General features: G+C 63.1%; 14 protein-coding genes. 9 read left to right on the top strand and 5 right to left on the bottom strand.

Annotated elements, in window-relative coordinates; genetic code table 11:
• Positions 1-100 precede the first annotated feature (100 nt).
• The 4 genes from EV663_RS07085 (at position 101) to EV663_RS07100 (ending at position 4010) form a co-directional block, all read left to right on the top strand.
• Positions 101-655 (top strand): GAF domain-containing protein, encoded by a 555-nt coding sequence (locus tag EV663_RS07085; RefSeq protein ID WP_132951099.1) that lies wholly within the window; start codon positions 101-103, stop codon positions 653-655.
• A 307-nt stretch (positions 656-962) separates the two neighbouring features.
• Positions 963-1799 (top strand): sigma-54-dependent transcriptional regulator, encoded by an 837-nt coding sequence (locus EV663_RS07090; RefSeq protein ID WP_132951100.1) that lies wholly within the window; start codon positions 963-965, stop codon positions 1797-1799.
• A 331-nt stretch (positions 1800-2130) separates the two neighbouring features.
• A complete protein-coding gene (locus EV663_RS07095) occupies positions 2131-2742 on the top strand; it encodes an invasion associated locus B family protein (protein ID WP_132951101.1) in 612 nt (203 codons plus the stop codon).
• A gap of 47 nt (positions 2743-2789) precedes the next feature.
• Complete coding sequence (locus EV663_RS07100) at positions 2790-4010, top strand: MFS transporter (RefSeq protein WP_132951102.1); 1221 nt, start codon at positions 2790-2792, stop codon at positions 4008-4010.
• Here the strand turns inward: EV663_RS07100 and EV663_RS07105 are convergent.
• From EV663_RS07105 to EV663_RS15595, 3 genes are all read right to left on the bottom strand, one after another.
• Positions 4007-4831 (bottom strand): sulfite exporter TauE/SafE family protein, encoded by an 825-nt coding sequence (locus tag EV663_RS07105; RefSeq protein WP_132951103.1) that lies wholly within the window; start codon positions 4829-4831, stop codon positions 4007-4009. The genes EV663_RS07100 and EV663_RS07105 overlap by 4 nt on opposite strands.
• A 60-nt stretch (positions 4832-4891) precedes the next feature.
• Positions 4892-5875, bottom strand: coding sequence for a tRNA dihydrouridine(20/20a) synthase DusA (gene dusA, locus EV663_RS07110; RefSeq protein ID WP_132951104.1), 984 nt, complete (start codon positions 5873-5875; stop codon positions 4892-4894).
• A gap of 150 nt (positions 5876-6025) precedes the next feature.
• Positions 6026-6220, bottom strand: coding sequence for a hypothetical protein (locus EV663_RS15595; protein WP_165910151.1), 195 nt, complete (start codon positions 6218-6220; stop codon positions 6026-6028).
• Between the two features lie 160 nt (positions 6221-6380).
• Between EV663_RS15595 and EV663_RS07120 the strand changes: the two genes are divergently transcribed.
• Positions 6381-6785, top strand: a complete 405-nt coding sequence (locus EV663_RS07120; RefSeq protein WP_132951105.1) for a carboxymuconolactone decarboxylase family protein — start codon at positions 6381-6383, stop codon at positions 6783-6785.
• 3 nt (positions 6786-6788) lie between these two features.
• Complete coding sequence (locus tag EV663_RS07125; protein ID WP_132951106.1) at positions 6789-7760, top strand: quinone oxidoreductase family protein; 972 nt, start codon at positions 6789-6791, stop codon at positions 7758-7760.
• Positions 7761-7781: 21 nt separating this feature from the next.
• On the opposite strand, the gene aroB is transcribed toward EV663_RS07125, so the two are convergent.
• Positions 7782-8903, bottom strand: a complete 1122-nt coding sequence (gene aroB, locus EV663_RS07130; RefSeq protein WP_132951107.1) for a 3-dehydroquinate synthase — start codon at positions 8901-8903, stop codon at positions 7782-7784.
• Positions 8900-9481: a shikimate kinase gene (locus EV663_RS07135; RefSeq protein WP_279432536.1), complete on the bottom strand. Its 582-nt coding sequence runs from the start codon at positions 9479-9481 to the stop codon at positions 8900-8902. The genes aroB and EV663_RS07135 overlap by 4 nt, the downstream gene beginning before the upstream one ends.
• A gap of 79 nt (positions 9482-9560) precedes the next feature.
• Between EV663_RS07135 and EV663_RS15955 the strand changes: the two genes are divergently transcribed.
• From EV663_RS15955 to EV663_RS07145, 3 genes are read left to right on the top strand one after another with little or no spacing between them, the layout of a single operon-like run.
• Positions 9561-9695, top strand: a complete 135-nt coding sequence (locus EV663_RS15955; protein WP_279432537.1) for a hypothetical protein — start codon at positions 9561-9563, stop codon at positions 9693-9695.
• Positions 9685-11235 carry a hypothetical protein gene (locus tag EV663_RS07140; protein WP_132951109.1) on the top strand — a complete coding sequence of 517 codons (1551 nt, stop codon included), beginning with the start codon at positions 9685-9687 and terminating at the stop codon, positions 11233-11235. Before EV663_RS15955 ends, EV663_RS07140 begins: the two co-directional genes overlap by 11 nt.
• A complete protein-coding gene (locus EV663_RS07145) occupies positions 11232-12164 on the top strand; it encodes a site-specific tyrosine recombinase XerD (protein ID WP_132951110.1) in 933 nt (310 codons plus the stop codon). The genes EV663_RS07140 and EV663_RS07145 overlap by 4 nt, the downstream gene beginning before the upstream one ends.
• Positions 12165-12196 lie beyond the last annotated feature (32 nt).

Below are 12196 nucleotides of genomic sequence, written 5' to 3' on the forward strand. Positions count from 1 at the left end.
CCCCATTTGAACCACGTTCCATACCGAGTTGACAGGTCTCGGTCCGCTTAAGCGGTATATAAAAGTAATCATTTGTGTGGTTGGTGCGAGGTAAGGACCGTTGGTCGATGATAACAAAAAGATCGTGCGCGAAGTCGACCTGACGTCCGAAAGATCGCTGGCTCTTGTTGCCGACCTGTTGATCATGACCGATACCGGCGAACCGGCGCTCAACATGGCATGTGAACTGATGGCGCGGCTTCGTGGAACGAACCGCGCATTTGTCGTTCTCGTCTATCATTCCGAGGCTTATTTCATCGGGCGCTATGGATATCCCCGTATTTCCTACGCCGTGCCCATAGAGGTGCAACCGAATTGGCGAGGCGATGAGCAGGTCGAGTATCTTGATGTCGACAGGGAAATCGCCGGACGGCAGACATACCCTCAGGACCTTCGTGAAAGCCAATACCTTCATTTCGCCCCGCTCAAGATAGACGGCATTCCGATCGGCATGGTCGGCGTGGCCAATCGTGATCCCCTGCCACCGGCGACGCTCGACCAACGCGTCGCGCTGGATCTTTTATGCAAGCTCGTGGCGGAACGGCTGCATCACCATCGACTGTTGAAACGCCACACTCGCGAACTGTTCGGCCTCCTTCAGGGCGATGCCCCCTGACAGCATGTCCATGCCAAGATTCCGGTCGCTCAAGGCCGAATGAGACGGAAATCGTGCCATAAGCGGTATATTGGACTCTCAAATTCGCCCTCAATACTCCATATAACCACCTGGATGCGGCAGAAAGCACCACTGAAGTCGAACCTGTTCGGGTTAGGTTAGCCGCGTCGCCTACCGAACTTTCCCCGTGGTGTTGGCGGCATCGGGATCGGTTCTTTTTTTACTTTGACACAGTGAAAGCACCCTGAACACCGGTTTCGCGAAACGGCCTGAGGTCAATGGCCTGGCTAACAAAGCGAGCGATACTGTGTCTGAAACGTTTCACCCGGAAATATCGGCGCGGCTACTGGGCGACTCGCAGGCAATGGTCGAGTTGAAGTCAGCCCTGACCCGCCTCGCCACCACGACGGCACCGGTTCTTTTGCGGGGTGAAAGAGGCACCGGCAAACAGAGCGCGGCGCGCGCCCTGCATGCCGCATCCGGTAGAACCGGACCCTTCGTCATCGTCGATTGTTCCGGCATGAGGACCGAGTTTCTCGAACTTGAATTGTTCGGCCAGCATCACTCCAGCCAACGCGGACGTATAGAATGCGCCGCTGGTGGCACCCTGTTTCTGGACGAAATCGGAGCAATGCCTGAAAAGTTGCAAGCGCGCTTATCGCACGTCCTAGAAAAGGGAACCTTCCGTCGCGCCGGCAGCCACCAGGAAATCGCGGTCGATTTCCGCTTCGTCGCCGCGACGCATGAACTTTACGAAACCGCCCTGGCCCACGGTCGTCTCGGGGACGACCTTCTGTTTCGTATGAACCTGCATGAGATCCACATGCCGCGGCTCGTCGAGCGGGCGCATGACATTCGGATGCTCGTACAGTCGATGCTGGAAAACCACGCCCAAAGGCAGTTTGATCAGCCTCGTGGGTCCTTTGACGAGACCGCCCTGGAACTTCTTGCCCGGCAGGAATGGCCGGGCAACCTCGACGACCTCTACAAGGTGGTGTCACGCGCGCTGACGCTTTTTCCCGGCCGCGAGATCGGCGCCGCGCATCTGTTGCAGATCATCGGCCCCGGCAGCCTCGCGCCGGGGGCACAGCCCCGATCCTTGCCCGACGCGCATGTACCGACGCAACATTTCCTGTCGCGCTAGCAACGAGACCGGCAGGTCCGCCAGCGCCGGCTTGCCCCCACGGTTCGTATCGGCCGCATGGGCAGTGTGAACCCCGCCTTGAAAACATTGCAAGAGCTACGTTTTCAAGGTGTTCAGACCCTTTCTTTGGCTGTTGACGGCTGTGACCAAAGGCCGTAGCCTCTGCCGCGTTCATAAGGTCGGCCAGTCCGACAGGGAGAAAAAAACAACGGGAAAAGGGCTGCATTGCGGCCCTTTTTTCGTCGCCCTAAATGGCCTGAATTGCACGCTGACAGCGCTGGCACGCCATGTTAGAGCGGCAGACAGCAATAGCCAGAAAGGGATGGAACCCATGCGCGATCTTCTCAGGCTTGTGACCCTCATGGCCGTGACAGGGTTGGCCTTGCCCGTCGCGGCGCAGGAAACAGCACCCGCGCAAACCGATGAGACCCCGGCCGCCGAGGCGCCCGCCACGCCCGCACAACAGGCCACGCCAGAGGCCCAACCTCCCCAGCCCTATGTCAAGGAAACCTTTCAGGACTGGCGTCTTGTCTGTGTCGCGCTGGCGGAAAACCGCGAAAGCTGCACCATGCAGCAGCTGATGCGCGACGCAGAGGGCAACCCCGTCAGCCAGGTCTCTCTCGCGCCGTTGCCGCCTGCGGCCGCCCCGCGCGCCGCCGCTGTCGAGATCGCAACGCCGCTAGAGACACTGTTGAGCGAGGATCTGCTGATCCGTGTCGATACCAGCGAGGCAAAGCGATATCGCTTTTCCTATTGCACCCCGCAGGCCTGCGTTGCCCGGTTTGCCCTGACTGAGGCCGAAGTCGGCGCCTACAAATCCGGCGGCAAGGCGACGGTGACGATCGTGCCGCTTCTGGCGCCCGATCAGACGGCCTCTGTCACGATGTCGCTGGCAGGCTTTACCGCCGCCTACGAGGCCGTGACGAAAATCCTCGCGCAATAAGCGCCCCAGGCGGGGCCGCGCGACAGCGCGCCCTGCCCTCGCCCCAGATGGTCAGCCTATCCACCGCACAACCGCCCGCCCGCCGCAACGTCGCCGTCCTGGTCATGGCACAGGCCATACTGGGCGCGCAGATGCCGATGATCTTTACGATTGGCGGACTGGCCGGCCAGAGCCTTGCGCCGAATGCCTGCCTCGCGACATTACCGATTTCCATGATCGTATTGGGTTCGATGCTGAGCGCGACCCCGCTTGCGGCCTTCATGCAGAGGTTCGGGCGGCGGGCAGGCTTCTACCTTGGCCTTACGGGGGGGGCTGTCGGTGCCGGGATCGGTGCGCTCGGGCTTTATCTTGGCTCGTTCACGCTTTTCCTTACCGGATCGTTCCTGACCGGCGTCTATCTATCGGCGCAGGGATTCTATCGCTTTGCCGCCGCAGATACCGCCACCGGCGATTTCCAGCCGAAGGCGATTTCCTACGTGATGGCCGGCGGGCTGGCGGCCGCGGTGATCGGTCCGCAACTGGTCAAGGTTACGGCCGAGGCGATGGTGATCCCGTTCCTTGGCACCTATCTCGCGGTGATCGGATTGAACGGGCTGGGCCTTGTTCTCTTTGCCTTTCTCGACATCCCGCGTCCGCCCGCGCGCGACCCGGCCCATCACCAAGGCCGGAGCCGGGGCGAATTGCTGCGCGAACCGACGATCGCCGTGGCGATCATCTGCGCGATGGTGTCCTACGCGCTGATGAACCTCGTGATGACCTCGACACCGTTGGCCGTGGTCGGCTGCGGTTTCGATACCGGAACCGCAGCCGATATCGTCACGGCACATGTTCTGGCCATGTATGTGCCCAGCTTTTTCACCGGGCACCTGATCGCGCGTTTCGGCGACCGGCTTATCGTGGCGACCGGTCTGGGCATCCTGGCACTGGCGGGTGGCGTGGCGCTGATGGGGGTCGAACTGGAACACTTCTTCGTTGCCCTGGTCCTGCTGGGGGTTGGGTGGAATTTCGGTTTCATCGGTGCAACGGCGATGCTGGCGCGCGCCCACTCACCCGAGGAACGCGGACTGGTGCAGGGGGTCAATGACATGATCGTGTTCGGTGGGGTAACTATCGCCTCGCTGGCATCGGGCGGGTTGATGAACTGTTCAGGCGGCACGGCGATCCAGGGCTGGACGGCTGTCAACCTTGCCATGGTCCCGTTTCTCGTTTTGGCAGGCGCTGCGCTGATATGGCTGGCACTGCGCCCCCGCGATATCAGCCAGGCCTAAAACCCAGCCGCTTTGCGTAGCATGTTGCTGGCCACCAGGATGATGAACAGGGCAAACACGCGTTTCAACGGCTTGGGGTCCATCGCATGGGCGAGCCGAACACCCCAGGGCGCCGTGATCAACGTCATCGCAATGATCACCGCAAAGGCCGGAAGGTTCACCGCACCAATGGTATAGGGCGGCTTTCCCTCGGCGGGAATGTCCAAAAGCAGAAAACCGATGACCGAGGGGACGGCGATCAGAACGCCGAACCCCGCCGCGGTCGCCACCGCCCGGTGGATCGGGGTGTTGAAAAGTGTCATTAGCGGCACCCCGAAACTGCCCCCACCAATCCCCATCAGCACAGAAAGAAAGCCCACAACCGGCGAAATCGCCGCGCGGACAATCCCTCCCGGCATCGCGTCGCCCAGCCTCCACCGCGCGCGTCCGAAGGCCAGGTAAAGCCCGACCGTCACGCCCAGCACGCCGAAAATTCCCTGCAACACCACCGAGCGCAGCATGCTCGCCACCAGCACGCCCAGCACCGCGCCGACCGCGATCCCCGGCGCCCAGCCCCGCAGGATCGCCCAATCGACCGCGCCCTTCTTGTTATGCGACAGGACCGACCTCAGCGATGTGACGATGATCGTGGCCAGGGAGGTGGCAAGGCAGATCTGCATCAGCTGCGGGCTGTCATATCCCAGCCCCGAAAAGGCATAGAAAAAGGCAGGAACAAGTATGATGCCACCGCCCACGCCCAATAGTCCAGCGATCACACCCGCCACCGCGCCGATCGACAAAAGCAGCGCCAGCATCATCAGCATCATCGATAGTTCCGGCATTTTGTCTCTCGCCCCCGTTTTGGTCCGTTTAGGACAATTGCCCCTCAAGGACCAGCGGGTTCAGGCGGCGCCGGGCACGGCATCGAGCGCGGCCCCGACAACCTCTAGCCCCGCGCCGGGGCGCGTCGCGCCTTCTGACAGGATACGCCGCCAAGCGCGCGCACCAGGCTGGCCGGCAAAAAGGCCCAGCATATGCCGGGTAACGGAATGCAGCCGCCCGCCCTGGGCCAAATGCCGGGCAATATAGGGGGTCATTTCATCCACAACCTGCCGGGCGCTCTTGACGCCGGGCAAGCCGAAAATCTCTTTATCCGCCTGCAAAAGGATCGCGCCGGGATCGTGATAAGCCGCGCGTCCGATCATCACACCGTCAAGGCCCGCATCCAGATGCGCGCGGGCTTGGGCAAGGGTCTCGATCCCGCCATTCAGGCTGATATGCAGGTCGGGAAAGCTGTTTTTCATCTCGTGTACCAGCGCGTAGTCGAGCGGGGGGATATCGCGGTTTTCCTTGGGACTGAGCCCTTGCAGCCATGCCTTGCGCGCATGAAGGGTAAAGCGGTTGACACCCCCAGCCCGCACCGTTTCGAGAAAGGCGGGCAGAACAGAGCGTGGATCCTGGTCATCGACGCCTATCCGGCATTTCACGGTAACCTCGACACGGCTGGACGCGCGCATTGCCGCGACGCATTCGGCCACAAGCTCGGGGGTTTTCATCAACACCGCGCCAAAGGTGCCCGATTGCACCCGGTCGGAGGGGCAGCCGACGTTCAGATTCACCTCGTCATAGCCCTCGTCGCAACAGATGCGCGTAGCTTCGGCAAGTTCCACCGGGTCTGATCCGCCAAGCTGAACCGCCACCGGATGCTCGGCTGGATCAAAGGCCAAAAGATGCCGAGCCCCCCCCCGCACCAGCGCCGGTGCAGTCACCATCTCGGTATAAAGCAGCGCGCGCGCACTCATGAGCCGGTGAAAATATCGGCAATGCCGGTCGGTCCAGTCCATCATCGGTGCGACGGACAATCTAGCACTTTGCTTTACTTGCATTTTTATTTATCTTCAAAATGTTGACGGCGGATGTTGCTGTGCTGGACTACGCCCCGATATCACCGAATTTATTCTTCTACGAGGGCTCATTGCGCGCATGATAACGGCTTTCACCACCAAGCCCCCGGTGCTTACCGGATTCAGATCACACTAAAGGACCGCTACGCGAGCAAAACGTTCCTGCCCCGTGATGACGCCTATGGTTGGGTCGACCAGAGCTTTGGCAAACGCATCGACGGTCGTATAGCCGATATGTGCGAGGTCGGGAAACCGAAGCGTCGCGGCAATGCTGTCACTCGCATCATGCCAAGGCCGCGCATAGGGAATGGTCTTGCCGATGTTCATCGTACACGATTATTCCGATTACCCCAGGCAGGCGCCACGCTCGTTTCGTTTCGGGCGTTGCTTTCGCCGTCAGCGGAATTTGACTCGAAGCCGGGCATGCCGCCTCTGGACGCGGAGTTCATTTTGCGCTGGACTGCGCCCGACACCAAGGAGAGAGCCGATGGCCACCGTCAAGATCTGGACTGACGAAGACGTAGTCACCAATCCTCGCGTAAGTGCCGTTTTCGATGATATACGCGCGACCCGAGGCACCGATTTCGTCAATAATGTCTGGCGTGCCCTGGCCAATCAACCCGATGTCCTCGAGGCCACCTGGGCGCAGGTCAAGGCGGTGATGGCACAACCGGGGGCCTTGGACCCTCTTGTCAGGGAAATGCTCTACATGGCTGTTTCCATTGCGAATGGCTGTGAGTATTGCGTGCATTCCCATACTGCCTCGGCGCGCGCAAAAGGGATGACAGAGGCAATGTATTCCGATTTGCTGGCTGTGGTTGGGCTGGCTTCACAAACCAATGCCCTGGTGACCGCCTTGCAGGTACCCGTCGATTCAGAGTTCGAGGTCTAGGCCATGGAACACGCGATCATCGCCCGCACGCCGGGCACCGCCGATGTTCTGGAATGGTCTGAAATCGACATACTCCCCCCCGGCCCCGGCGAGGTTCTCGTGCGCCACACCGCCGTGGGGTTGAACTTCATCGATACCTATTTCCGGTCGGGACTCTATCCCTGGCCCAGCCATACGCTGATCCCCGGCGGCGAGGCGGCGGGCGTGATCGAGGCTGTCGGCGCGGGAGTCACAGGGCTGAACCCCGGCGATCGCGTGGCCTATACCACGCCCAACGGCGCCTGTTCGACCGCGCGCGTTCTGCCTGCCGACCGGCTGGTCGCCCTTCCCGGCACGATCCCCGACGAGATCGCCGCCAGCGTGATGCTGAAAGGGCTGACCGCGCATTACCTGATCCATTCAAGCCACGCGGTTCAGCCTGGTCAAACCGTTTTGGTCCACGCCGCGGCAGGGGGTGTCGGGCTGCTGCTCGGACAATGGCTGGCCGCCAAGGGCGTGCGGGCAATCGGCACTGCGGGCGGGCCTGACAAGGTCGCTCTGGCCCTCGCGCATGGCTACGAAACAGTGATCGACTACCGCGCGGACGAGTTCGCGACGCAGGTCTTGCATGCGACCGGGGGCCAGGGCGTCGATTGCGTCTATGACAGCGTCGGGCGCGATACCTGGCGCGGATCGTTGAAATGCCTGCGCAAGCGGGGAATGCTGGTCAGTTTCGGCCAGTCTTCGGGGACGCTGGACGATTTCCGGATGAGTGATCTCGCCACGGGAAGCTTTTCCGCCAACAGGCCGGTACTATTCGATTATATCTCGGATAGCCAAGAGCTTCGCAGCCGTGCAGACGCCCTGTTCAGCGCAATTTCCGAGGGCGTCCTGACGCCCCGGATCGGCCAGAGCTATGCGTTATGCGATACGGCCAAGGCGCACCGCGCGCTAGAGGCCCGCCAGACCACCGGCGCAACCGTCCTGATCCCCTAGAGGGGTATTTTCAATTTCAAATCATCGCGTTGCCAGGGCATCCTCAAGTGTTGCGCGAAGCAGATCCGCAGGGACATCATCGGTGACGAATGCCTCACCGATCCCGCGGGCAAGGATGAAACGCAAGCGTCCGTCCTGTACCTTCTTGTCCTGTGCCATGAGCGCGACAAGCCCCTCGGCATCGGGCAGTTCGCCGGGGATATCGGAAAGGTCGCGCTTCATTCCCATGCCGGCGAGGTGGGCGCGCACGCGACTTGGATCTTCTTGCGCGCACAATCCCATTCGCGCTGACAGGTCAAAGGCAAGGGCACAGCCGATCGCCACACCCTCTCCATGCAGCAGGCGCTCGCCATAACCGGTAGCGGCCTCAAGCGCATGACCGAAGGTATGGCCAAGGTTCAATAGCGCACGATCGCCCTGTTCGGTCTCGTCACGTGTCACGATCGCGGCCTTCATCTCGCAGGACCAGCGCACCGCGCGGGCGCGTGCATCCCGATCACCGCGGGCCAGCGCCGGGCCCTCGCGTTCCAGCCATTCGAAAAACGTCGCATCCCCCAGCAACCCGTATTTCACCACCTCGCCGTATCCGGCCAGGAAATCGCGCGCTGTCAGGGTCTCGAGAACCGCGATATCGACCAGCACCAGGCTGGGCTGGTGAAACGCACCGATCAGGTTCTTGCCCTGCGCCGAATTTATACCGGTCTTGCCCCCGACAGAGCTGTCGACCTGCGCCAACAGCGTCGTGGGCACCTGAACGAAGCGCACGCCCCGGCGCAGGACAGCGGCAGCAAAACCTGCCAGGTCGCCGATCACCCCGCCGCCCAGGGCGACCACGATGTCGCGCCTTTCGATCTTTTGCTCGATCAACCACTCCACCGCGCGGGAAAACTGTGCCCAGCCCTTGGTGGCCTCACCTGCGGGCAGGGCAAGCGCGGGCGCCTCTATCCCTTGCGCCGAAAGGGCCCCGCGAAACCGATCGAGGTGAAGCCCCGCCACCGTTTCATCGGTCAGGATCGCCACGCGCGGCCGGGCAAGCAGGGGGGCGATCTGGGCGCCGGCGTGCTCGATCAGGCCGGCGCCGATGCGGATGTCGTATTCCCGGCCCGGCAGGCCGACATGAACGGTGTCCAGGGGATGTGTCACATGGCCTCCACAACATCGGGGCGGGTCTTTAGAATGGCAAGCACCGCGCCGGCCATCTCGTCGACGGAATAGCGCGGATCGGCTTTCACCGTCAGGTCGGCCAAGGCGTAGAAAGGGCGGCGCTGGTTGTACAGGTTGCGCAACGTCGCGTAGGGATCGGCGGTGTGCAGCAGGGGGCGACTGTCCTTGTGGCGGACCCGCGCCCACAAGAGATCGAGATCGGCATCAAGCCAGATCGCCACCCCGTTGCGCGAAATCTCGCGGCGGTTGGTTTCCGACATGAACGCGCCGCCACCGGTGGAAAGAACCGCCGGCCGCCCCTGCAAAAGTCGGGCGATCACTTGCGATTCCTTCTGTCGAAAGAACGACTCGCCGTCGCGTTCAAAGATTTCGGCGATCGACATGTTGGCTGCCTTGACGATCTCTTCGTCCGAGTCGAGGAAAGGCGCGTTCAGCTTGCGGGCAAGCGCCGTGCCCACCGCCGTCTTTCCCGCCCCCATCAGGCCGACCAACGCTATCGTCTTTTTAAGCCGCAAGCCCAATTGGGCGACCTCCTGCCAGTCTCGATCCTGTGACACACATAGGCGTGAACTCCGACCGAATGCCAGTTATAATACCGGGTAACAAGCCTGGGGCAGACAGCAAGGGCCGAGCAGAATGATACGACTTATCAAGATCCTGTTTTTTTTCGTGCTCCTGGGGTTCCTGGGGCTGGTGGGCTATGCCTATCTGGGTGATCTCGATCCGAACCAGTCCGAACGGACCCAGACCATGACCCTTGATGTCAACTAGCCTGCGGCCCTCGCGCATCGGGGCATGCATCCGGGGTATTGCCCTTTTTCTGGCAGCCGCGCCCGGCGCGGCGAGGGCCGAGGCACCGCTTTCCGCAATAGACTGGCTTTCGGAATCGGTTGCCGCGCCCGGCGTGGTGACGCCGGGCCCGGCCCTGATCCCGCCGGGCACGCTTGCGCCCATCACGGTCATCCCGCTGGGCCGGACCAGCCCCGATGCGGTGGGTATCCTGCCGGCCAGGCTGACCGGGCTGGCAAGCAACCTATGGGGGCCGGGGGACCCCTCCACCATTGCAGGCGCCATCAGGGCAGAGCGGGTGGACACCCTGCCCGCCATCCAGGCGCTGATGCTCAAGATCCTGCTGGCGGAACTTGACCCGCCCACCGGGTCCGGTGGCGAGGGACAGATTCTTTTGGCGCGGCTTGACAAGCTGTTGGACCTCGGAGCGCTCGATCAGGCGCAGGCGTTGGTCGAACGGGCCGGTCCGACCGATCCCGCGCTTTTCCGCCGCTGGTTCGACATCGCGCTTCTGACTGGGCAGGAAGACCGCGCTTGCGCCGCGATGCGCGCGACGCCCGGCATCGCACCGACCTTTCCCGCCAGGATTTTCTGCCTTGCGCGGGGGGGCGATTGGAATGCCGCCGCCTTGACGCTTGAAACCGCCCGCGCGCTTGGTTTCGTAAGCGATGAAGAGGACGCGCTGTTGGCCCGTTTCCTTGATCCCGACCTTGCCGAAGGGGCAGAGCCATTGCCAGCCCCGACCCGCCCCAGCCCGCTGATCTACCGCATGCGCGAGGCAATCGGCGAACCCTTGCCCAGCGCGACGCTGCCGCTGGCCTTCGCGCGCGCCGACCTGCGCCGCACCGCCGGATGGAAGGCGCGTATCGCAGCGGCCGAGCGGCTGGCACGAACCGGGGTGTTGACGCCAAACCAGCTTTTGGGGGTGTGGACCGAGCGCAAACCGGCTGCCTCGGGCGGCCTTTGGGAGCGTGTGGCCGCCCTTCAGGCGTTCGACGTGGCCATGTTGTCGGGCAAGCCGGGATCGGTGGCGCGCGCCCTGCCCCGAGCCTGGGCCGAAATGCAGAAAGCCAGGCTGGAAGTCCCTTTTGCAGAGCTTTACGGCCCGCGCCTGTCACAACTCGCTCTCGATGGCGAGGCCGGTGCGCTGGCGTTCCGGGTCGGACTCTTGAGCAGCGACTACGAGGCCGTCGCCCGCGCGCATGCCCCCGCAAATGCGCAAGAGGCGTTCCTGGTCGGGCTTGCCCTGGACGCGATAGGCGCGGCCTCGACCGACGACGCGCTGGCCGCGGCTCTCAGGGACGGGTTTGCAGATCGCCCCCTGCCCCGCGCGCAGGAAAGACTCATCCGCGAGGGACGGCAAGGCGAGGCAGTGTTGGCTGCCATAGACCTGATCACCGACGGGGCGCGGGGCGATATCGCGGATATCAGCCGGGCATTGGCCGTTCTGCGGCATCTGGGGTTGAAGGACAGTGCCCGCCAAAGCGCTTTGCAACTCATGCTGCTGGAGCGACGGGGGTGACGGACGCCGATCGCTGGATCTCGGTTTTTCTTGACGCGCAAGCCGCCGAACGGAACGCGGCCAGGAATACAAGCCTGGCCTATGCCCGGGACCTCGCGGATTTCGCGGGCTGGCTGACTGCGCGCGGGGGCACGATGGATCAGGTCGAAGAGGCCGCGATAATCGACTACCTCGTCGCCTGCGAAACGGACGGGCTGGCCCAGAGCACCCGTGCCCGCAGGCTGTCGGCCATCAAACAGCTTTTCCGTTTCGCCTACGAGGAAGGATGGCGCACAGATAACCCCGCGCTGCGGATCAAGGGACCGGGCCGGACGAGGCGCCTGCCCGGAACGCTGAGCCATGACGAGGTCGACCGCCTATTGGCCGCTGCCGAGGCATGCCCGCGTGATCGGCTCCGCAATACCTGCCTGATGCAACTGCTTTACGCGACCGGAATGCGGGTCAGCGAACTGGTCACGCTGCCCGCCGCCGCCGCGCGGGGCGATCCGCGGATGTTGCTGATCCGTGGCAAGGGCGGCAAGGAACGGTTTGTGCCGCTGTCGCCGCCCGCGCGCGCCGCGCTTGGCGCCTGGTTGGCGCGGCGCGATGAGGCCGAGGATCTCGCCCGTGCCCAAGGCAGGCCGGCCAGCCGGTTCCTCTTTCCATCGCGTGGCAAGGGGGGGCACCTGACGCGCCACCGCTTTTACGGCCTGATAAAGGAGTTGGCCATCGCGGGCGGCGTGGACCCGGCGCGGGTGACCCCACACACGCTGCGCCACGCCTTTGCGACGCACCTGCTGGCCGGGGGCGCGGATTTGCGCGCGATCCAGACGATGCTTGGCCATGCGGACCTGTCGACAACCGAGATCTATACCCACGTCCTGGACGAGCGCCTGCGAAAACTGGTTCAAGAACACCACCCCCTGGCCCGACGTCCTGCAACGGGTTGAACCGGGGCCGCGCTGTCCCCATAACCTTTGGG

It is taken from the genome of Rhodovulum bhavnagarense (assembly GCF_004343505.1).
GTDB classification, from domain to species: Bacteria; Pseudomonadota; Alphaproteobacteria; order Rhodobacterales; family Rhodobacteraceae; genus Rhodovulum; species Rhodovulum bhavnagarense.

Coding starts and splice junctions, on each gene's coding strand:
- EV663_RS07095 (WP_132951101.1), top strand. CDS start 2,131: ATGCGCGATCTTCTCAGGCTTGTGACCCTCATGGCCGTGACAGGGTTG.
- EV663_RS07100 (WP_132951102.1), top strand. CDS start 2,790: ATGGTCAGCCTATCCACCGCACAACCGCCCGCCCGCCGCAACGTCGCC.
- EV663_RS07105 (WP_132951103.1), bottom strand. CDS start 4,831: ATGCCGGAACTATCGATGATGCTGATGATGCTGGCGCTGCTTTTGTCG.
- dusA (WP_132951104.1), bottom strand. CDS start 5,875: ATGCAAGTAAAGCAAAGTGCTAGATTGTCCGTCGCACCGATGATGGAC.
- EV663_RS15595 (WP_165910151.1), bottom strand. CDS start 6,220: ATGAACATCGGCAAGACCATTCCCTATGCGCGGCCTTGGCATGATGCG.
- EV663_RS07120 (WP_132951105.1), top strand. CDS start 6,381: ATGGCCACCGTCAAGATCTGGACTGACGAAGACGTAGTCACCAATCCT.
- EV663_RS07125 (WP_132951106.1), top strand. CDS start 6,789: ATGGAACACGCGATCATCGCCCGCACGCCGGGCACCGCCGATGTTCTG.
- EV663_RS15955 (WP_279432537.1), top strand. CDS start 9,561: ATGATACGACTTATCAAGATCCTGTTTTTTTTCGTGCTCCTGGGGTTC.
- EV663_RS07140 (WP_132951109.1), top strand. CDS start 9,685: ATGTCAACTAGCCTGCGGCCCTCGCGCATCGGGGCATGCATCCGGGGT.